Source organism: Protofrankia sp. Cas3 (assembly GCF_963555955.1).
Lineage (GTDB): Bacteria > Actinomycetota > Actinomycetes > Frankiales > Frankiaceae > Protofrankia.
Genome location: NZ_CAUVXP010000046.1, coordinates 1 through 18,900, shown reverse-complemented (window position 1 = coordinate 18,900; position 18,900 = coordinate 1). Strand labels below are relative to the sequence as shown.

Below are 18,900 nucleotides of genomic sequence, written 5' to 3'. Positions count from 1 at the left end.
CGTGCTCGGGTAACTGTCCATCGGGTGGCACTGTCTATCGGGTGGCGCTGTCCGTTCGGTGGCACCGTCCGTTCGGTGGCGCTGTCCATCCGGTGACACATGTCTCGTTCGGGATTGAATGTTCCGCCTGGGTGACGGCCGCGATTGCTGTAACGAAAGTGGATGCAAGGGGCAGACACAGTGTCGCCGTTCAGGCACACTATGGTCATGTCACGGGTCATGTCACGCATCACGGCGGCCGCTTCCGGCCGCGGGTTGTCCGGCGAAGCCGCCCCGGCCGACGGCAGGCTTCCGGCGTCGGCCACAAACTTGGTGGGCACTCGCCCGTTCGGCGTCTATGTCCACGTCCCATACTGCACGACCCGCTGCGGCTACTGCGACTTCAACACCTACACGGCGACCGAGCTCGGCCCGGGAGTCGCGATCGGGACGTTCGTCGAGACGCTTGCCGGTGAGTTCCGCGTGGCCCGCGCCGTCCTCGGCGCGGCAGACCTGGCCGTCTCGACCATTTTCCTCGGCGGCGGGACGCCGACGCTCCTTCCGGTCGAGGACCTCAGGGCGCTGCTTCGAATGATCGACACGGAGTTCGGCATCGCCCCGGACGCCGAGGTGACGACCGAGGCGAACCCCGAGTCCGTGGACGCGAGCACATTGGAACAGCTGCGCGCTGCCGGCTACACGCGGGTCTCGTTCGGCATGCAGAGTGCCCGGTCGCACGTGCTCGCCGCCCTTGACCGTCGGCATACTCCCGGACGTGTACCCGATGTGGTCAGTTGGGCACGCAAGGCGGGATTCAACCATGTCAACCTCGACCTCATCTACGGCTCGCCGGGTGAGTCGGACCGGGACTGGCAGGCGAGCCTGGACGCCGCGGTCGAACTCGCTCCCGATCATGTGAGCGCGTATGCGTTGACTGTTGAGGACGGCACCCGGCTGGCCCGCCGGATCAGGCGTGGCGAGCTGCTCCCGCCGGACGATGACATGATGGCCGACCGTTACCATCAGGCCGAGCAGACCCTGACCGCGGCGGGCCTACGGTGGTATGAGATCAGTAACTGGGCCCGTGACGAAGCGTCCCGCAGCCGGCACAATCTCGGCTACTGGCGTGGTCATGACTGGTGGGGTTTCGGACCGGGGGCACACAGCCATGTCGGCGGTGTGCGCTGGTGGAACGTCCGTCATCCGGCCGCCTACAGCGCGCTGCTCGCCGAGCAGGCGAGTCCTGCCGCGGCCCGTGAGCTGCTGGACGACGACGCCAGGCAGATGGAGCGGGTGATGCTCGGGGTTCGCCTGGCCGACGGCCTCGCCGTCGACGAGCTGACCGACGCGGGGCGTGCGCGGGCCGCGACGCTTGCTGTGGACGGGTTGATCGAGCCGGCCGGGCTGGAGGCCGGACGCGTGTTGCTCACCCTGCGTGGCAGGCTCCTGGCCGATACCGTGGTCCGTGATCTCCTTCCGGACTGACCGGCGCCACCCCTTGGCGAAGGCCTTGAGTTTCTGCACTCGCTGACGTGCTCGACCGTCTCGGCTGGAGGCCAAGACGGCTACAATTGGCACTCGAGGCAACGGAGTGCCAGGACGCTTCGGAAGTACGGGTTCTGGTCCTGGTCGCCTCGTGCGGTCGTGGCTGGCCTCGCCAAACGGCCTCAACGTGGCGAAGGGGTGAAGCGACGTGCTGGAAGAACGGCGGTTGGACGTTCTGCGCGCCATCGTTGAGGACTTTGTGCTGAGCAACGAGCCCGTGGGGTCCAAAGCACTGGCAGAGCGCCACCAGCTGGGGGTATCGCCTGCTACTGTACGTAATGACATGTCTGCACTTGAGGAGGAAGGCTACATTACCCAGCCGCACACGAGCGCGGGGCGGATCCCGACGGACAAGGGCTACCGCCTGTTCGTCGACCGGCTGTCGGGGGTCAAGCCCCTGTCGCGGGCGGAGCGGCGGGCGATCCAGAGCTTCCTCGAGGGAGCGATCGATCTCGATGACGTGGTCCGGCGGTCGGTTCGGCTGCTGGCCCAACTGACCCGCCAGGTCGCCGTCGTGCAGTACCCGTCGTTGTCGTGCAGCAGCGTCCGGCACATCGAGATCGTGACGATCACGCCGGCGCGGCTGCTTTTCGTAATGATTACTGACACCGGTAGGGTTGAGCAGCGGGTGGTCGAAGTGCCCGCCCCGGTTGACGATCTGATCGTCGGCGAACTGCGGGGTGTACTCAACGCCGCGTTGAACGGGCGCAGGCTGGTGGACGCGCCCGAGGCGGTCGCGGACCTGTCGGACGCCGCCCGCCCGGATCTGCGTCCACATCTGAATACGCTGATCGCGGTGGTGATGGAGGCGCTGGTCGACAAGCCCGAGGAGCGGGTGGCGCTGGCGGGTACAGCCAACCTGACATTGTCGGCTCTCGACTTCGCCGATACGCTGCGTCCCCTTCTGGAAGCGCTGGAGGAGCAGGTTGTTCTGTTGAAACTGATCGGCGAGGTACGCGACCTCGACACCGTTACGGTACGTATTGGTCAGGAAAACAGCATGGATGCGCTACGTTCCACCTCGGTGGTGGCAACGGGGTACGGCCGCGGAGCATCCGCCTTGGGCGGCCTGGGAGTGGTCGGTCCGAGGCGGATGGACTATCCGGGGGCCATGGCGGCGGTAAGAGCCGTCGCCAAGTACGTGGGTGATCTTTTGGGTGCCGACTGATGGCCACTGACTACTACGAAGTGCTGGGCGTACGCCGAGACGCTTCGAACGACGAACTCAAGCGGGCATATCGCAGGCTCGCTCGGGAACTGCATCCCGACGTGAACCCCGACCCGGAGGCGCAGCAGCGCTTCAAGGCCGTGACCACCGCGTACGAGGTGCTGTCGGACCCGGAGAAGCGCCAGGTCGTCGACCTCGGTGGTGATCCGCTGGCTCCCGGTGGGGGAGGCGGCGCCGGGGCTTCCTTCGGGGCGGGCTTCGGCGGCCTCGGCGACATCATGGATGCCTTCTTCGGTGGCGGGGCAAATCGTGGGCCGCGCTCACGGGTCCGTCGCGGCAACGACGCGTTGCTCCGTCTGGAGCTCGACCTCGCCGAGACCGCGTTCGGGGCGACCCGGGATATCACCGTTGACACCGCGGCGGTGTGCGCCACCTGCTCCGGGGAGGGATCAGCGCCGGGTAGCCATCCGGTGACCTGCCCGGTGTGTCACGGGCGTGGAGAGATCCAACAGGTGACCCGGTCGTTCCTGGGCCAGATGGTCACTTCCAGGCCGTGCACCCGATGCGGAGCCACCGGGAGCGTGATCGAGCATCCGTGCCGGGAATGCGGCGGCGACGGCCGGGTACGTAAGCGGCGCAACCTTACCGTCAAGATCCCTTCTGGGGTTGAGGACGGGATGCGCATCCGGTTGTCCGGCGAAGGTGAGGTCGGCCCGGGCGGCGGGCCCAACGGTGACCTCTACGTCGAGGTGCAGGAGCGTCCCCATCCGGTCTTCACCCGGGAAGGCGACGATCTGCACTGCGAGCTGCGGGTGCCCATGACGGCCGCCGCGCTCGGTACCACCTGTGAGTTGGACACTTTGGACGGCAGCGAGACCCTCACGGTCAAGCCCGGCACTCAGCCTGGGTATGTCATCACCATGAGTGGTCGCGGCATTCCGCATCTGCGTTCGGTCGGCCGCGGTCACCTGCACATCCATGTGGTGGTGGAGACGCCGACCAAGCTTGATCCTGATCAGGAAAGGCTGCTGCGAGAGCTGGCGAAGTTGCGGGACGAGGAGCAGCCGGCGGTGGTGACCAGTGGCAACGGGACCGCCGACGGGCAGGGCTTCTTCTCCAGGCTCCGCGGCGCCCGCGGCACGCGGTAGGCGGGGCCGGATGCGGGTTGCCGTGGGCCGGACCGGGCGCGAAGGAACGGACAGCTGACCGCGCCTCTTTTCCACCAGGGCCTGGTTCCCGACGGCAGAGAGCTGACACTCTCCGGTTCGGAGGGTCACCATGCTGCGATGGTTCGTCGACTTCGCCCCGGTGAACGCCTGGATATCACCGATGGTCTCGGAGTGGTTGCCGAATGTACCGTTCTGCGTTGTCGGCGCGACGAGGTCGACTGCACGGTCGAACGCAGGGTCGTGTACCCGGAGCCTGCTCCCCGGCTGGTCGTGGTCCAGGCCCTGGCCAAGGGTGACCGCGGTGAGCTCGCCGTCGAGCTCATGACCGAGGTGGGGGTCGACGAGATCGTCCCCTGGGCGGCCGCCCGCTCGATCGTCCGTTGGGAGGGGGATCGTGGCATGCGGGCGCATGCGCGCTGGTCGGCCACGGCGCGTGAGGCCGCGAAGCAGTCACGGCGAGTGTTCTGGCCCCGGCTGGCGGGCCTCGCTGACACCGCTGCGGTCGGCGCTCGGATCGTGACCGCGGACATTGCGGTGGTTCTGCATGAGGAGGCGACCGAACCGCTGGTCGCGGGGCTGCGCGAGGCGGGCGTGGCGGGATCGTCGGAGATCGTCGTGGTAGTGGGTCCAGAAGGTGGAATCACCGACAGTGAGCTTGAGGTCTTCGGTGCGGCCGGAGCGATGCCTGCCCGGCTCGGTCGCACGGTGTTACGGACGTCGACCGCAGGTGTCGTCGCGGCCGCGATCGTGTTGTCCCATACCACCCGCTGGGATCGGTAGACCGGAGGTGGCGCAATGCTGGTTCGGGATGCTGGTTCGCGATGCTGGTTGTTCTCGCGCGACCGGCGGTCTCGCGGATCGTTAGACTAGGGGCCGTACTGACTCATGTCGTTTGAGAGGTCTCGTGGCCGCAGCCGGCTGCAACCCATGACCGATTCCGTCTCCCCGTCCGACCAACGGACCGTCACCCGCATCGTCGTCCCGGGCGCGCACAGTATGGTAAGCCTGCTGGGCCACCAGGACGAGTTGTTGCGTGTCATCGAGCAGGCCTTACCGTCCGATATCCATGTCCGGGGCAACGAGATCACCATTACCGGTCATCCGGACGAGAACGCACTGGCCGCCAAGCTCTTCGCCGAACTGATCGCTCTGTTGGAGTCCGGCACGGAACTGACGCCGTCCCACGTCAACCACTCGTTGTCGATGTTGCGCAGTGGTGGCGATGAGCGGCCTGCCGAGGTGCTCACCCTCAACATCCTGTCCGGCCGTGGGCGGACGATCCGTCCCAAGACGTTGAATCAGAAACGCTATGTGGACGCGATCGACGTCCACACGATCGTGTTCGGCATCGGCCCGGCCGGCACCGGCAAGACCTATCTGGCCATGGCCAAGGCCGTGCAGGCACTCCAGTCAAAGCAGGTGAACCGGATCATCCTGACCCGGCCCGCGGTCGAGGCGGGAGAGCGGCTCGGTTTCCTGCCCGGCACGCTTTACGACAAGATCGACCCGTATCTGCGACCGCTCTACGACGCCTTGCACGACATGGTCGATCCGGACTCGATCCCACGACTGATCCAGAGCGGAACCATCGAGGTCGCGCCGCTCGCGTACATGCGCGGCCGGTCCCTGAACGACGCTTTCATCATCCTGGACGAGGCGCAGAACACCTCCGGTGAGCAGATGAAGATGTTCCTCACCCGGCTCGGTTTCGGTTCCAAGATCGTTGTTACCGGGGATGTGACCCAGGTGGATCTGCCCAGCGGAACCCGCAGCGGCCTGCGTGTCGTCCGGGAAATCCTCGACGGCGTTGAGGACGTCCACTTCGCGACGCTGACCAGCACGGACGTGGTACGTCACCGGCTGGTCAGCGACATCGTCGACGCCTATGCCCGCTGGGACGCGGCAAGCGCGCCCAGCCCGCGACCTGCGCAGGCCGGCCGCCGGGACCGACGATGACCGGCCGTCGTTAGGGCGTGGCCGATGACCCGCAACCGGATGACCCGCAACCGGATGACGCGCAACCGAGGACGTGCCGCGAGCAGTGGCGCCGCACGAGGATGGATGGCTGATGGCCGTATTCGTGGCTAACGAGTCAGGCGTTGACGTTGATGAGGTCGCACTTACCGCTCTTGCCCGGTTCGTGTTGGACGCCATGAAGGTCAATCCACAGGCGGAGCTGTCGATAATGCTGGTGGAGCTGACCGCGATGGAGGAACTCCACGTCCGTTACATGGGCGAGGAAGGTCCGACCGACGTGCTGGCCTTCCCCCAGGACGACGCCTTCGACCCGTCCGCGCCTGATGCGGGTGAGGACGACCCGGCCCTGCTGCTCGGCGATGTCGTTCTGTGTCCGGAGGTCGCCCGCAAGCAGGCGGCAAAGGCGGGTCACTCACCGGAACACGAGATGCATCTGCTGTGTACGCACGGGATCCTGCACCTGCTCGGCTACGACCACGCCGAGCCCGAGGAGGAGCGCGAGATGTGGGCGGTGCAGTCCCGCCTGCTGGCATCGTGGGAGGTCGTCCGGACCGCTGGTACGCACTGAGTACGGCGATTGCGCGGCGTAGCAACGTCCGGGCGCGGCAGACGCCGTGGCAGACAGCGTGCCAGCCGCCGCGGCAGACGGAGTGGCAGACGGAGTGGCAGACACTGAGCGTGGTGCGGGGGAGCTGACGGGACGAGCCCATGGGCTATGGTGATGTTCCACTTCTGCTGATCGCGGTGGTTGCCGCGCTGTTCGCGGCGGGTATCGGGTGTGTCGACGCGGCGCTGACCCGCGTGTCCCGAGTGTCGGTCGAGGAGTTCCTGCGAGCCGGCCGGCCAAGGGCCACCCGCCTGGCCACGATCGTCGCAGACCCCGGTCGCTACCTGGCGCTGCTGCTGTTGCTGCGGATTGTCGGTGAGATGATCGCGACAGCCTGCGTGACTGTCATCGCCGTGCACACCTACGGTGCCGGATTCGCCTCGGTCGCGCTCGGGGCACTGGCCGGCACCCTGTTCGCGTACGTCCTGGTCGGCGTGATGTTCCGAACGTTGGGCCGGCAGCACGCAGCAGTGGTGGCGCTCGCGACCGCGGGGCTCACCACCTGGCTCGGCGCGCTGTTCGGTCCACTGCCCCGATTGCTGATCGCGTTTGGCAACGCGGTCACTCCCGGGCGAGGCTACCGGGACGGTCCGTTCGCCACCGAAGCGGAACTGCGTGACCTGGTTGATCTCGCGCAGGAGCGCGACGTCATCGAACGTGGTGAGCGCGACATGATCGCATCCGTGTTCGAGTTCGGGGACACCCTGGTACGCGAGGTCATGGTCCCCCGTCCTGACATGGTCCACATCGGGTCGGCGAAAACCGTCAGACAGGCCATCTCGCTGGCATTGCGCAGCGGTTTCTCGCGTATTCCGGTCACCGGGGAGACGGTGGACGACGTCGTCGGGATCGCCTTCCTCAAGGACATGGTAGGCCGTGAGCGCGAAGGCTGGGACGCCCGGCCTGTTTCGGATGTGATGCGTCCGCCCGCACTGGTGCCCGAGAGCAAGCACGCTGACGCCCTGCTACGGGAGATGCAGGCGTCTCGGACCCACATGGCGATCGTCATCGACGAGTACGGCGGCACCGCGGGGTTGGTGACCATCGAGGACATCCTCGAAGAGATCGTCGGAGAGATCACCGACGAGTACGACACCGAGACCGCGCCGGTGGAGTGGATCGATGACGACGTGGCCAGGGTGACCGCCCGGCTGGCGGTGGACGATCTGCGCGAGCTGTTCGCAACGGATGAGCTGCCGGGATCCGGTGATGTCGAGACGGTCGGCGGGCTGCTGGCGAGTGCGCTGGGACACGTGCCGATACCGGGAGCGACCGCAACCGTCGGCGTGCTGACGCTCACCGCCGAGAGCGCGGCCGGCCGGCGCAACCAGATCGGTACGGTGGTGGTCCGGCGGTCGGCGCGCCCTGGCGAGGACGGCGCAGGCGGGTCCGCGAACGAGATCGCCCGCGCCGGCGGCGAGAGCAGAGACGGGGACGCGAAACATGGTGACGGTGGCCGCGACGGCGATGCCCTCGGCCCGGTCGTACGCCGTACCGCGTTCGGGACGCGTACATGAGTGAGACGGACGAGACAGGGGTGGGCGTGTCGGAGCAGGAGCCGAACAGGCTGGGCTCGAACGGTCGGAACGCCGGTGGACCGCGGTCGGCCGCGGACGTCACGCCGATTGCCCTCGGCGCGCTGCAACCGGAGGACGCCAAGCTCGTGACCCTGGCCCGGTCGGCACGGTTGCGCGCCTACGTGCCCCGCGGCGGAACCGCGTCGGCCCAGGGTGCGGCCGTCCGTGACACCGACGGCCGGACATACGCGGCAGCGACCGTGGAGAACGCCGACGCTCGGCTGACGGTGTCGGCGCTTGCGGCGGCGGTGGTCGCGGCGGCGTCCAGCGGAGCGCGCCGTTTCGAGGCCGCGGCGATCGTGTCGCAGGGCGCGCCGGTCCCGGATCTTCCCGACGCCGGGGACCTTCCGGCCGCTCCGGTCGCTCCCGCCGTGCCTTCTGTACCTTCCGGACCAGCTGCCGAGGACCTGCTCGTGCTGGGCGAGTTCGGCGCCGGCGTTCCGGTGTTCCTCGCCGGCCCGGACGGTGTGGTCCGCGGCCGGGTGAGAACCTAGTGGTTGCCGCCATGGAGACCGAACCGCAGTTCCGGTCGGGGTTTGCGTGCTTTGTCGGACGTCCCAACGCGGGCAAGTCCACGCTGACCAACGCACTCGTCGGCGCGAAGGTCGCGATCACCTCCGGGCGGCCGCAGACGACCCGGCACGCCATCCGGGGCATCGTGCACCGCGACGACGCCCAGCTGGTACTGGTCGACACCCCCGGGCTGCACCGTCCCCGCACGCTGCTCGGACAGCGGCTCAACGACGTGGTGCGCTCCACCCTGTCGGAGGTGGACGTGGTCGGCTTCTGCGTCCCGGCGAACGAGCCGGTGGGTCGCGGCGACCGGTTCATCGCCGACGAGCTCGCCCGCCTGCCCAAGCGGACGCCGGTGATCGCGATCGTCACCAAGACCGATCTGGTGTCCGACCGGGACGCGCTGGGGGCACAGCTGCTCGCGGTCTCCTCGCTCGCGGATTTCGCCGCGGTGATACCGGTCAGCGCCGTGTCGTCGTTCCAGGTAGGCGTGCTCGCTGATCTGCTGGTGGAACGGTTGCCGGCTGGTCCGCCGCTGTATCCGGACGGCGATCTGACCGACGAACCCGAGCAGGTGATGGTCGCCGAACTGGTGCGTGAGGCCGCTTTGGAGGGCGTGCGCGACGAGCTGCCGCACTCCCTGGCCGTCGTTGTGGAGGAGATGATCCCGCGCGAGGACCGACCCGCCGACCGCCCGCTGCTCGACGTCCATGTGAACGTCTACGTCGAGCGCCAGAGCCAGAAGGCGATCGTCATCGGTGCCAAGGGCGCGCGGCTCAAGGACGTCGGGACGCGGGCGCGCACCCAGATCGAGGCGCTGCTGGGGACGCCGGTCTTCCTGGACCTGCACGTCAAGGTCGCCAAAGACTGGCAGCGCGATCCCCGCCAGCTCCGCAAACTCGGTTTCTGAGTGCAGGTGCCCGGAGCGGCCCCATCCCCAACGATGTGATTCTGGTGCTGCTGGAGTAGCAGCAGAATCACATCCTTCGCCTGGCCCTGGGACCGCGGGTTCTGGGACCGCCGGCTCTGGAACCGTGAGCGTTGGGCACGTCGGCGTCCGGGATGTGGGTGGGTGCGCCGAACAGCCAGACGAGAGTGACGGCCGCCAGCGTCTCCGCGGTGAGCAGGGCGACGAGGACGACGAGCTGGAACCGGGCCGCGTCGGTGGGGCTCGCGCCGCCGAGCAGGGCGCCGACGAAGGCGCCCGGCAGCGTGACCAGCCCGACTGTGCGGGTCTGGTCGACGGCGGGCAGCAGGGCTTCCTGGATGGCGGTGCGGGCGAGGTCCGCGACCGCCTGGCGTGGGGTGGCGCCGAGCGCGAGCCAGGCCTCGACCTCGTCGCGGCGGCGCACCATCGCCTCGTACAATCGCCGACCCGCCAGGGTGCTGGCGGTCATGGTGCCGCCGATCACGATGCCGCCGGCCGCGACCAGATAGCGCGCGGACCGGTCGAGCAGCGGGACGCCGAAGATGATCCCGAGCGTGACGGCCGCGCCGGCCGTGCTGGCGGCAAGCACGGACCGTCGGGCGTCGGGGAAGCCGGTGAGCCGGCTCGCCGCGGTCAGGGTCGCTACGGTGAGCATCACGACGAGGACTGCGACCGTTGCCGCGGGTGCGGCGAGCACCCCGCGCAACGCCAGGCCGACGAGGGTGAGCTGGGCGCCGGCCCGAACCGCGGCGACGATCACCGCCCGGCGTAACCGTACGCCGGCGACGGTGAGGCAGCCGACGGCTACAGCAAGCAGAGCACCCAGGCCCACGGCCATCGCAATGACGTTGCCCACCGGCTCACTGTGCGGCCTGTCTACCTGCCCGCACACACGCGGGGAGGTAGACAGACCGGCAGACAGGCAGCTGGCGGATAGTGACGGCCATGGCTGGCGTGCGGCGGGTGGTCCCGCTGACCCTGGGTTGGGTCGAGGTGCCGTATTCGATGTCGGTGCACGGCGCTGCGGACGACATCCGGCTACGTCAGCCCGTCCCGGCGTTGCTGGTGGAGGTCGACGGGGGCTGGTTGCTGATCGACACCGGGCTCAACCCGGCATTCGTGCGGGACGCGGCCCTGTGCCGCCGCTTCCACCGCGACACCGGCGTGGAGGTGTGGCTCCCGCCTGGCGCCGGCGACCCGCTGGAGGGTGCGCTGGAACGGGTCGGGCTCACCCTCGACCAGATCGACGTGGTTGCCGTCTCCCACCTGCACAGCGACCACGCCGGCGGGCTGCGCCACTTCGCCCGGCGCGGTACACCCGTCCACATTCAGGGCCGCGAGCTTGACCACGGGCTCGGTACCCACCCGGCGCAACTGGAGGCCGACGGCATCATCCGGGTCGACTTCGATCACCCGGCGATCACCTGGCAGGTGGCCGACGGCGACACCGAGATCGCCCCGGGGGTGACCGCGGTCCGCACTGCCGGGCACACCCCAGGTCACCAGAGCTTTATCGTCGAGATGGATCCCACGGTGGGCGGCGGCGGGTATGTCTTCGCGTTCGACGCCGCGGACCTGCAGGAGAACATCGATTTTGAGCGGGCCGTCGGTGGGTCGATCGGCGTTCCGCCGGAGGCGACGATCGAGCCGATCCGGCGGCTGAAGGCGATCGCGTCCGCCCGTGGCCTGCGTCTGCTCCCCGGCCACGATCCGGTCGCGTGGCCGGCGCTCACCGCCGAGTTGGCGGATCCGCGGTCGGATCCGCGGTCGGATCCGCGGTTGGGTCAGCGGTTGGATCCGCGACTGCCGCAAGCAGGGCCTCCCGGTTCGCCAGGATGAAGTCCTTGAGCGCGCCCGGCTGCAGTGCGAAACGGGTCAGGGCCTCGCCGTGCAGGTCGATCCGTTCGACGTCGTAGCGTCCCTTCGTCGGGTTGGTGAACTCGTCGCCCGTCCTGGCGGCAAGATCGATCGAAGTGAGCCGGCAGACGAAGAAGTGCTGGACGGTGATGCCCGGCCCACTGCCACCGCAGCCTCCACCTCCTCCACCTCCGCTGTCTCCGCCGTGTTTTGTCGTGCTCGTTTTTGTCGTGCTCGTGAGGAACACCTGCTGAACCCGGTCGACGGCGGCGCCCAGCTCCTCGGCGAGCTCCCGGTGCAGGGCTGCCTCCACCGAGGCGTCCTGTTGATCGACCCCGCCGCCCACAGTGGCCCAGTAGGGCTGCTGGCCCGGCAGGGTCCGGCGGAAAACGACCAGCCGTCCGCGGGAATCGATCAGAATCGCTCTGGCTGCCCGTCGCACCACTCGCACCGGTCCATCATGGTCCGGCGCTGGGTTCGGCGTCTGTTGAGAGTCCACCTGCGCCGTCGACGTCGACATTCCTATGGTCCCTGGTTGATCGGGGCCGCGCCCGCCGCGAGGAGATACCTGCCGCCGAGGTTCGTCCAGCCCCCGTCCAGCGGGGCGGATGCGCCCATGTGTCGGTTGTAGAGGGCGTGGTCGGTGCCGGCGACGAACACGTCCACGGTCCCGTTCCCGGCCGCAGCGAAGGCGGGCAGTCCGACGATCATCCCACCGGCGTCGACGAACCGGATGAACGGCGCGGCGGCGTAGGCGAGCGCTCCCGACGCCAGCCGGCAGCCGACGAACGCCGGCCCGTATGCGGTTCCGGTTCCGTTCGGGCCAGGCCGGACATCCTGGCCACCGGAGGGACCGTAGCCACCGGAGGGACCGTCGGCGTAGGGACTGTTACCGCCGGCACCCGGCCCCCCGTCGCAGCGGACGCCGAGCACCGTCCAGGCCGAGGCGGCCGTCCGCCGGTAGAGGTTGGCGGCGGGCGCGACGTTGCTGGTGGTGCGGGTGGTGCGGGTGACGTTGCTGGTGGCGCGGGTTGTGAACCAGGTGACGACGCCGTCCACGACGGCCACCGCTGGAGCGGCGTCGGTCTGCCCGCCGTAGTTCGTCCACCAGGTGACCCGGGCCGGCCGGCCGGAGGCGTCGACGGGCACGGCGCTGACGTACAGCGCGCGGTCGCTGCCGCGGCAGCCGACGTGCAGGGTTGATCCGACGACGATCGCGGCCTGCCCGTAACACTGTGTTCCGGGAGGGCCGAACGGCGACCACGCGCGGTCGGTCTCGTCCCGCATCCAGAGGTTCCCGTCGGTGCCACCCACGATGTAGGTGACCCTGCCGGCAGCCTGGATCACCGTCGGGACGGATGTGGCCCGACCGCCCAGCGACGCGGGGGCGACCTGGCCGGATCGCTTCGCCCACACGGCGTGGTCCGTGCCGATGCCGACGGCGATCGTGTACTCGTCCTGGCCCGGGGGTCGGCTGGCGGGGGTCGTCGCGGGGGTCGTCGCGGGGGTCGTGGTGAACGCGGTGGTGGCGAGCCTGTTCCACCGGGGCGCGCCGCGCCCGGTCACAAGGTCGTAGCCGACCGTGGCGCGGTGGGCGCCGTTGTTACCGACTGTGATGTCCCGGAAGGCTGAAACAGGTGCCTTGTACAGCCGGTCATGGATGTCGCCGTACCCGCCTGATTGCTGGCCGGTCGACGCCCATTCGGCCGCGAGCATCCCGGCGGCGGCGGGTGATGCGAGGCTGGTGCCACCGAAACGCATCCAGCCGGGCACGGTCGTGCCGCCGTGGCTTTCCCAGTAACGGCGGTTGTAGATGGCGAAGCCGGTCGTCGGGTCGGCGTTCATGGCGAGGTCGGGCAGCGCGCGCGACGTACAGGCCGTGACCGGTTGCCAGTCCGGCCGGGCGAACAGCGCTGAGCAGCCGCCACCGGAGCCGGCCCAGGCGGTCTCCGACACGGTCGCGCCGGTCGGGTTGAGCATCGTCGTGCCACCTACCGCGATCACTGATGGTGACGACGCCGGGTAGCTCGCGGTGGCGGTACCGTTGCCGCAGTCGTCGGATCCGCTGTCCCCGGAAGCGGTGAAGGTGGTGACGCCCGCCGCGGCGATCGCCGCCAGCAACGTTTCGGCGGTGCGGACGAACGCTGCGCTGTTGTACGGCTCACACAGACCCCAGGACGCGTTGAACGCAACGAGGTTCGCGCTCGGGTCGGCGGCGTCGAGGCGGACCCGGTCGAGGATGTCGAGAAAGCCCTGGTCGGTGTTGGGCGCGAAATAGACACGTTGGCGCGCGCTGGGCGCGACTGCCAGTTGTACCTCCTGGTCGAGGGCGACCTCGCTGTCCCCGTCGCCGTCCAGGGCGGCGTTGTAGGCGGGTGCGCGACCGACGCTCACGGCCGTGTAACGCCCACCCGCGACCGGGTCCGGTATGCCTGCTGCCGCCGCGTAGGCGCGCAGGTCGGCCGGGTCCCAGCCGGACAGCTGGAGGCTGGCGACGGTCGGGTCGGGCCCGCCGTCGCCGCGGTGGCCGTCCGGCGCGCCATAGGCGGCACGCAGGTCGGCGCCGCTGTAGCCGGCGTCGGGCGGCACCGCGGCCGCGCTGCGCGCAGTCGCCGGCCCTGTCCGCGCGGCCCGTGTACCGAGGTGGCGGAATGCCGGTCGGGTCTCGTCACCACCGACGGCGACCGAGACCAGACCGTGCAGGGATGCGGGGAGGGCGGGCAGGCTCTGTGCGTAACGCAGGGCAGGACGGGAGTCGCGGGCGCTGCCGAACAGCGTCCGGAGGCGGTCTGCATCGCCGGTGGCGGTGACGCTCCATGCGGTGGTCCGGGTGACGGTCAGGCCGAGCGTGTCGAGCTCGTTCGCGACCGTGTCGTGGGTCGCGTCTGAGGGCAGAAACGCCCTCAGACGGGTCGCCCGGTCCTGCGCAGACGCGCTCACCGCGCCGGCGACCGACCGCGCGAGGTGATCCAGACCGCCACGGTCGGGTGCGGCGAGATAGACGGTGACGGTCTGGGTGGCTGCGGTCTGGCCGGTTGTCGGCTGACCGGTTGTGACCTGAGTGGCCGTGGTCTGGGCGGCCGCGGCTACGGCGGCATGGGTCTGGATCACGATCAAGGCGAGGGTCAGTGGGAAAACAGTCAAATAGCCACAAAAATATACAAATCTTTTCCGTACCGCCGGCACTCCTACTCCCTGTTCTCTCGTGGATGCTGAAAGTGACTATTGCAGGGCGTGACAGTCCGGAGCCGGCGGGGTCCGCATCGCAGCGCGGATCCGGCGTCGCGAGGTGCCCCGCCAGCCCGCCGCCAGCCCGGCGCCAGCCCGGCGATAGGCCGCCGGCCCGGCGGACAGCTCGGACCGGTCCGCCGGGCAGCGGCATGTCACAATCGGTCCGGGGCGACCGTGTCCTGACCACTTACCGGGATGCGTGCAACCATGGGTGGGTGCCGGTCTACCGCGATGAAGGTGTCGTCCTGCGAACGACGCCGCTCGCCGAGGCCGACCGCATCGTCACCGTGTTGACCCGGCGGACGGGACGGGTGCGCGCGGTGGCCAAAGGGGTGCGCCGCACGTCGTCCCGGTTCGGCGCCCGGCTGGAGCCGGGTACCCACGTCGACCTCCAGCTACATGAGGGGCGCTCGCTCGACACGGTCACGCAGGCCGACATCCTGCGCCCCTATGGCGCGGTGATCGCTGCCGACTATGCGCGGCACACCGCCTCGGCTGTCATGCTGGAAACCGCTGAACGGCTGACCAGCGAGGAACGCCAGCCGGCTATCCGTCTGTTCCTGCTTCTGATCGGCGGTCTGCGTACCCTCGCCCAGGGCGAACGTGCGCCGGGCCTCGTCCTGGACGCCTTCCTGCTGCGTGCGTTGGCGGTCTCGGGCTACGGGATGGCGCTGCGCGAGTGCGCCCGCTGCGGCCAGCAAGGGCCCCACCAGGCGTTTTCCATCGCGGCGGGCGGCGTAGTGTGCCCGCAGTGCCGACCGCACGGTGCAGCTTCGATGTCGCCGGCCGCCGTGACGCTGCTGTCCGACCTGCTTACCGGCGACTGGGCCGCCGCCGATGTGAGCGAGGTCCGCACCCGGCGCGAGGCTGGCGGATGTGTCGCCGCTTACCTGCAGTGGCATCTCGAGTACGGCTTACGTGCACTGCCTCATCTGGAGCGGGCGTGAACCGGGCCGGACGCGTCGGGGGTGGCGCGTTCGACGATGATGCGTCGATGATGTTTGTGGGCGCGGGAGGAACGATGATCGCGCTACCTTTGACTGGCGGTAGAAGGGAGGTGTCCGGTGAGTCGACGTAACGGGAGAGTCGGACGGTTCCGTGAACCGCATCCGCATCCTTCCGGCGCATGTCCGCCGGAGATTCCTTCCGAGTTGATCCCGCGGCATGTCGCCATCGTCATGGACGGCAACGGCCGCTGGGCGAAAATGCGTGGCCTGCCGCGCACGAAGGGCCACGAGGCCGGTGAGGAGGCCCTCTTCGACTGTGTGGAGGGCGCGATCGAGCTGGGCGTCCGGTGGCTGTCGGTGTATGCCTTCTCAACGGAGAACTGGAAGCGCTCGCCGGACGAGGTCGCGTTCCTGATGCGTTTCACCGACGGGGTGTTCGGCAGGCGCATCGACGACATGGACTCCCTGGGGGTCCGGGTCCGGTGGGCCGGCCGGCGTCCGCGCCTGTGGGGCAACGTCATCCGACGGCTGGAGGCGGCCGAGGAACGCACCTGTGGTAACGACCGCCTTACTCTGGTGATGTGCGTGAACTACGGGGGGCGCGCCGAACTCGCCGATGCGGCCGCCGCCATTGCCCGGGACGTCCGTGACGGCCGCCTGCGGGCCGACCGCATCGACGAGAACACCGTCGCCCGCTATCTCGATGAGCCGGAGATGCCCGACGTCGACCTGCTGATCCGTACGTCGGGGGAGCAACGGCTGAGCAACTTCCTGCTCTGGCAGGCCGCATACGCCGAGTTCCTGTTCGTCGAGCGGCTGTGGCCCGATTTCGACCGGCGCGATCTGTGGACGGCCTGTGAGGATTTCGCCAAGCGGGACCGTCGATATGGCGGGGTCGTGGCCCGTCCGTCGGGGACCCGATCGGCCACGCCGTGACGGGCCGACCGGGTGGCGGGCTGGGGAGGGCTGAGGAGCTGACGGACGCGACCTGATAGAACCGTGCGGTGCTTGTTGTCATGCGGCTGCGGGTTCCGGTCGGGGAGGCCGAAGCCTTCCGCGAGCGTGCGGACCGGGCCCTGGTCGCACTGGCTGGGCAGCGCGGCTACGGGTCGGCTCGACTGGGACGTGCCGTGGATGAACCTGAACTGTGGGTGATCACATCCGAGTGGGACGGGGTGGGTGCGTGGCGCCGGGCCCTGTCCGCGTTCGATGTCCGGGTGGAGCTGACGCCGTTGATGATCTACGCTGTCGATGAGCCGGGCGCGTTCGAGGTGTTGCTCGCCCACGACGGCGTCACGGGTGCCGTCCGCCACGGCTCAGACCGTGCCTGACGTTGCCCGACCTGTCTGCGCCGGCTGTGCCCGCAGCCCGTACGCTGGGCACTTGTCTGTCTGATCGGCACTTGCCCTTCTGATCATCAGGTGGAGCAGGTGTGCGTAGGACACGACCACCCGACGTCGCCGATGACGGCGGGTGAGTGGGAAGGGAGCGCCCGCGTGGCCAGTTCGTCCGACCGCATGGACACCATCGTCAGTCTGTGCAAGCGCCGGGGGTTGGTCTTCCCCTCAAGCGAGATCTACGGTGGCCTGCGGGCATCGTGGGACTACGGTCCGCTCGGGGTGGAGCTGAAGAACAACGTCAAGCGCGCCTGGTGGAAGGCCATGGTTCAGGGCCGCGACGACGTGGTCGGCCTCGACTCGTGTGTGATCCTCGCGCGCGAGGTCTGGGAGACCAGCGGGCACGTGCAGGTCTTCGTCGATCCGCTGACCGAGTGCCTCACCTGCCACAAGCGGTTTCGCGCCGATCATCTTGAGGAGGCCTTCGAGTCCAGGCACGGCCGGCCGCCGACCGCGCTCACCGAGGTCAACTGCCCCAGCTGCGGTGCGCGTGGCACGTTCACCGAGCCTCGGATGTTCAACGGTCTGCTCAAGACCTACCTGGGGCCGGTTGAGGACGAGTCGGGCCTGGCCTACCTTCGGCCGGAAACCGCCCAGGGCATTTTCATCAACTATGCGAACGTGCAGGCGACCGCCCGGCGCAAGCCGCCGTTCGGTATCGGTCAGATCGGCAAGTCGTTCCGCAACGAGATCACCCCGGGAAACTTCATCTTCCGGACCCGCGAGTTCGAACAGATGGAGATGGAGTTCTTCGTCCCGCCGGGCGAGGACGAGACCTGGCACGAGTACTGGCTCGGTGAGCGGACGAGGTGGTACCGCGACCTGGGTGTCCGCGACGAGAACCTGCGCCATTTCGAGCACCCGAAGGAGAAGCTCTCCCACTACTCGAAGCGGACCGTCGACATCGAGTACCGGTTCGACTTCGCCGGCCTGGAGTGGGGCGAGCTGGAGGGTATCGCGAACCGCACGGACTACGACCTGTCCGTACACGCGAAGGCGTCCGGCGCGGACCTGACCTACTTCGAGCAGGCCACCGGCACCCGGTACACGCCGTACGTGATCGAACCGGCCGCCGGGGTGGACCGCGCCACCCTGGTATTCCTGCTGGACGCCTACGCCGAGGACACCGCACCCAACACCAAGGGTGGGGTGGACCGCAGGGTCGTGCTCCGCCTCGACCGTCGGCTTGCTCCGGTCAAGGCCGCGGTGCTGCCGCTGTCGCGCAACGCCGACCTGTCACCGGTCGCCCGCGATCTGGCCGCGGAGCTGCGTAAGCACTGGAACGTCGACTTCGACGATGCCGGCGCGATCGGGCGTCGGTACCGCCGGCAGGACGAGATCGGCACGCCGTTCTGTCTCACGGTTGACTTCGACTCGCTGGCGGACCGCGCCGTCACGATCCGGGAGCGCGACACCATGGAGCAGGAGCGCGTGTCCATGGATCAGGCGGTGTCCTACCTCAACGCCCGACTCGGTCCCTGCTAGCTTCGGACCCTGGCTGGCTTCTGTCCCTAGCTGGCTAGGGTGTGTTTGATGAATTGGGGGACGGGTTCGACAGGTCGAGCTCGCTCGACCCGAACCGGTCGGCCAGGAAACGTCCGTGGGACAGCAGCTTCGCGGTGTCCCCGGCCGCAGCCGCTTCGGTGACGTCGCGGATGCCCTTTTCCAACAGGCCGAGCTGGCCGATGACGACCTCGCGTGGCGTGCGCCCGTCGTCCAACCGGTGCGTCTGGGCGTACCGCGCCGGCAGGCCGAGGTAGACCTCCAGGGCGGTGGGCAGGTAGTCGGCGACGGTCCGCACGACCACGAACGTCTCGGGCGAGCCGGCGCGCAGTAGGTGCGGGCGGTCCAGCACCTCGCGCAGCGCGTCGACGACCTGGGCCGCGGCGGCGGTGATCTCGGTTGGCGCGAGTCCGCTCAGGACCCGCAGCTGGGCCTCGACGGTCGCGCGAAGTTCGGCGACGCTCGGCTGGCTACCGCCCGGTGTCGGGCGACGGGCTGGCGC

Annotated in this window: 18 protein-coding genes; 14 read left to right on the top strand and 4 right to left on the bottom strand. The window is 69.0% G+C overall.

The annotated features are described in order from the left end of the window. Positions 1-219: 219 nt before the first annotated feature. From hemW to era, 9 genes are all read left to right on the top strand, one after another. The gene (gene hemW / locus U9983_RS11175) at positions 220-1,464 is read left to right on the top strand and encodes a radical SAM family heme chaperone HemW (RefSeq protein ID WP_322748164.1); all 1,245 of its coding nucleotides are present in this window, start codon (positions 220-222) and stop codon (positions 1,462-1,464) included. 208 nt (positions 1,465-1,672) lie between these two features. Next, a complete protein-coding gene (gene hrcA, locus U9983_RS11170) occupies positions 1,673-2,692 on the top strand; it encodes a heat-inducible transcriptional repressor HrcA (RefSeq protein ID WP_322748165.1) in 1,020 nt (339 codons plus the stop codon). Then, positions 2,692-3,840 carry a molecular chaperone DnaJ gene (gene dnaJ / locus U9983_RS11165; RefSeq protein ID WP_322748166.1) on the top strand — a complete coding sequence of 383 codons (1,149 nt, stop codon included), beginning with the start codon at positions 2,692-2,694 and terminating at the stop codon, positions 3,838-3,840. The genes hrcA and dnaJ overlap by 1 nt, the downstream gene beginning before the upstream one ends. A 54-nt stretch (positions 3,841-3,894) precedes the next feature. Beyond that, positions 3,895-4,641 carry a 16S rRNA (uracil(1498)-N(3))-methyltransferase gene (locus tag U9983_RS11160; RefSeq protein ID WP_416211358.1) on the top strand — a complete coding sequence of 249 codons (747 nt, stop codon included), beginning with the start codon at positions 3,895-3,897 and terminating at the stop codon, positions 4,639-4,641. A gap of 147 nt (positions 4,642-4,788) precedes the next feature. Continuing rightward, positions 4,789-5,817 (top strand): PhoH family protein, encoded by a 1,029-nt coding sequence (locus U9983_RS11155; protein ID WP_322748167.1) that lies wholly within the window; start codon positions 4,789-4,791, stop codon positions 5,815-5,817. Between the two features lie 112 nt (positions 5,818-5,929). Further along, positions 5,930-6,406, top strand: a complete 477-nt coding sequence (gene ybeY, locus U9983_RS11150) for an rRNA maturation RNase YbeY (protein ID WP_322753938.1) — start codon at positions 5,930-5,932, stop codon at positions 6,404-6,406. Between the two features lie 140 nt (positions 6,407-6,546). Then, a complete protein-coding gene (locus U9983_RS11145) occupies positions 6,547-7,962 on the top strand; it encodes a hemolysin family protein (protein WP_322753937.1) in 1,416 nt (471 codons plus the stop codon). After that, positions 7,959-8,516, top strand: coding sequence for a cytidine deaminase (locus U9983_RS11140; protein ID WP_322753936.1), 558 nt, complete (start codon positions 7,959-7,961; stop codon positions 8,514-8,516). Before U9983_RS11145 ends, U9983_RS11140 begins: the two co-directional genes overlap by 4 nt. A gap of 11 nt (positions 8,517-8,527) precedes the next feature. Further along, positions 8,528-9,445: a GTPase Era gene (gene era / locus U9983_RS11135; RefSeq protein ID WP_322753935.1), complete on the top strand. Its 918-nt coding sequence runs from the start codon at positions 8,528-8,530 to the stop codon at positions 9,443-9,445. A 67-nt stretch (positions 9,446-9,512) separates the two neighbouring features. Here the strand turns inward: era and U9983_RS11130 are convergent, their stop codons facing one another. Continuing rightward, positions 9,513-10,319 (bottom strand): ABC transporter permease, encoded by an 807-nt coding sequence (locus tag U9983_RS11130; RefSeq protein WP_322753934.1) that lies wholly within the window; start codon positions 10,317-10,319, stop codon positions 9,513-9,515. Between the two features lie 89 nt (positions 10,320-10,408). Between U9983_RS11130 and U9983_RS11125 the strand changes: the two genes are divergently transcribed. Further along, on the top strand, positions 10,409-11,302 hold the full coding sequence (locus U9983_RS11125; protein WP_322753933.1) for an N-acyl homoserine lactonase family protein: 894 nt from the start codon (positions 10,409-10,411) through the stop codon (positions 11,300-11,302). Here the strand turns inward: U9983_RS11125 and U9983_RS11120 are convergent. After that, complete coding sequence (locus U9983_RS11120) at positions 11,193-11,771, bottom strand: NUDIX hydrolase (protein WP_322753932.1); 579 nt, start codon at positions 11,769-11,771, stop codon at positions 11,193-11,195. The genes U9983_RS11125 and U9983_RS11120 overlap by 110 nt on opposite strands. 71 nt (positions 11,772-11,842) lie before the next feature. Further along, entirely contained in the window at positions 11,843-14,464 is a 2,622-nt protein-coding gene (locus tag U9983_RS11115; protein WP_322753931.1) for a S8 family serine peptidase, read from the bottom strand. Between the two features lie 302 nt (positions 14,465-14,766). On the opposite strand from U9983_RS11115, the gene recO reads away from it, so the two are divergent. The 4 genes from recO (at position 14,767) to U9983_RS11095 (ending at position 18,380) form a co-directional block, all read left to right on the top strand. Then, a complete protein-coding gene (gene recO / locus U9983_RS11110) occupies positions 14,767-15,498 on the top strand; it encodes a DNA repair protein RecO (protein ID WP_322753930.1) in 732 nt (243 codons plus the stop codon). A 117-nt stretch (positions 15,499-15,615) separates the two neighbouring features. Then, complete coding sequence (locus tag U9983_RS11105; RefSeq protein WP_322753929.1) at positions 15,616-16,434, top strand: isoprenyl transferase; 819 nt, start codon at positions 15,616-15,618, stop codon at positions 16,432-16,434. A 68-nt stretch (positions 16,435-16,502) separates the two neighbouring features. Beyond that, positions 16,503-16,829, top strand: a complete 327-nt coding sequence (locus U9983_RS11100; protein WP_322750406.1) for an antibiotic biosynthesis monooxygenase family protein — start codon at positions 16,503-16,505, stop codon at positions 16,827-16,829. A 186-nt stretch (positions 16,830-17,015) separates the two neighbouring features. Further along, positions 17,016-18,380 carry a glycine--tRNA ligase gene (locus U9983_RS11095; protein ID WP_416210150.1) on the top strand — a complete coding sequence of 455 codons (1,365 nt, stop codon included), beginning with the start codon at positions 17,016-17,018 and terminating at the stop codon, positions 18,378-18,380. A 34-nt stretch (positions 18,381-18,414) separates the two neighbouring features. On the opposite strand, the gene U9983_RS11090 is transcribed toward U9983_RS11095, so the two are convergent. Next, a partial coding sequence (locus U9983_RS11090; protein ID WP_322753927.1) for a hypothetical protein occupies positions 18,415-18,900 on the bottom strand: 486 nt, incomplete at its 5' end.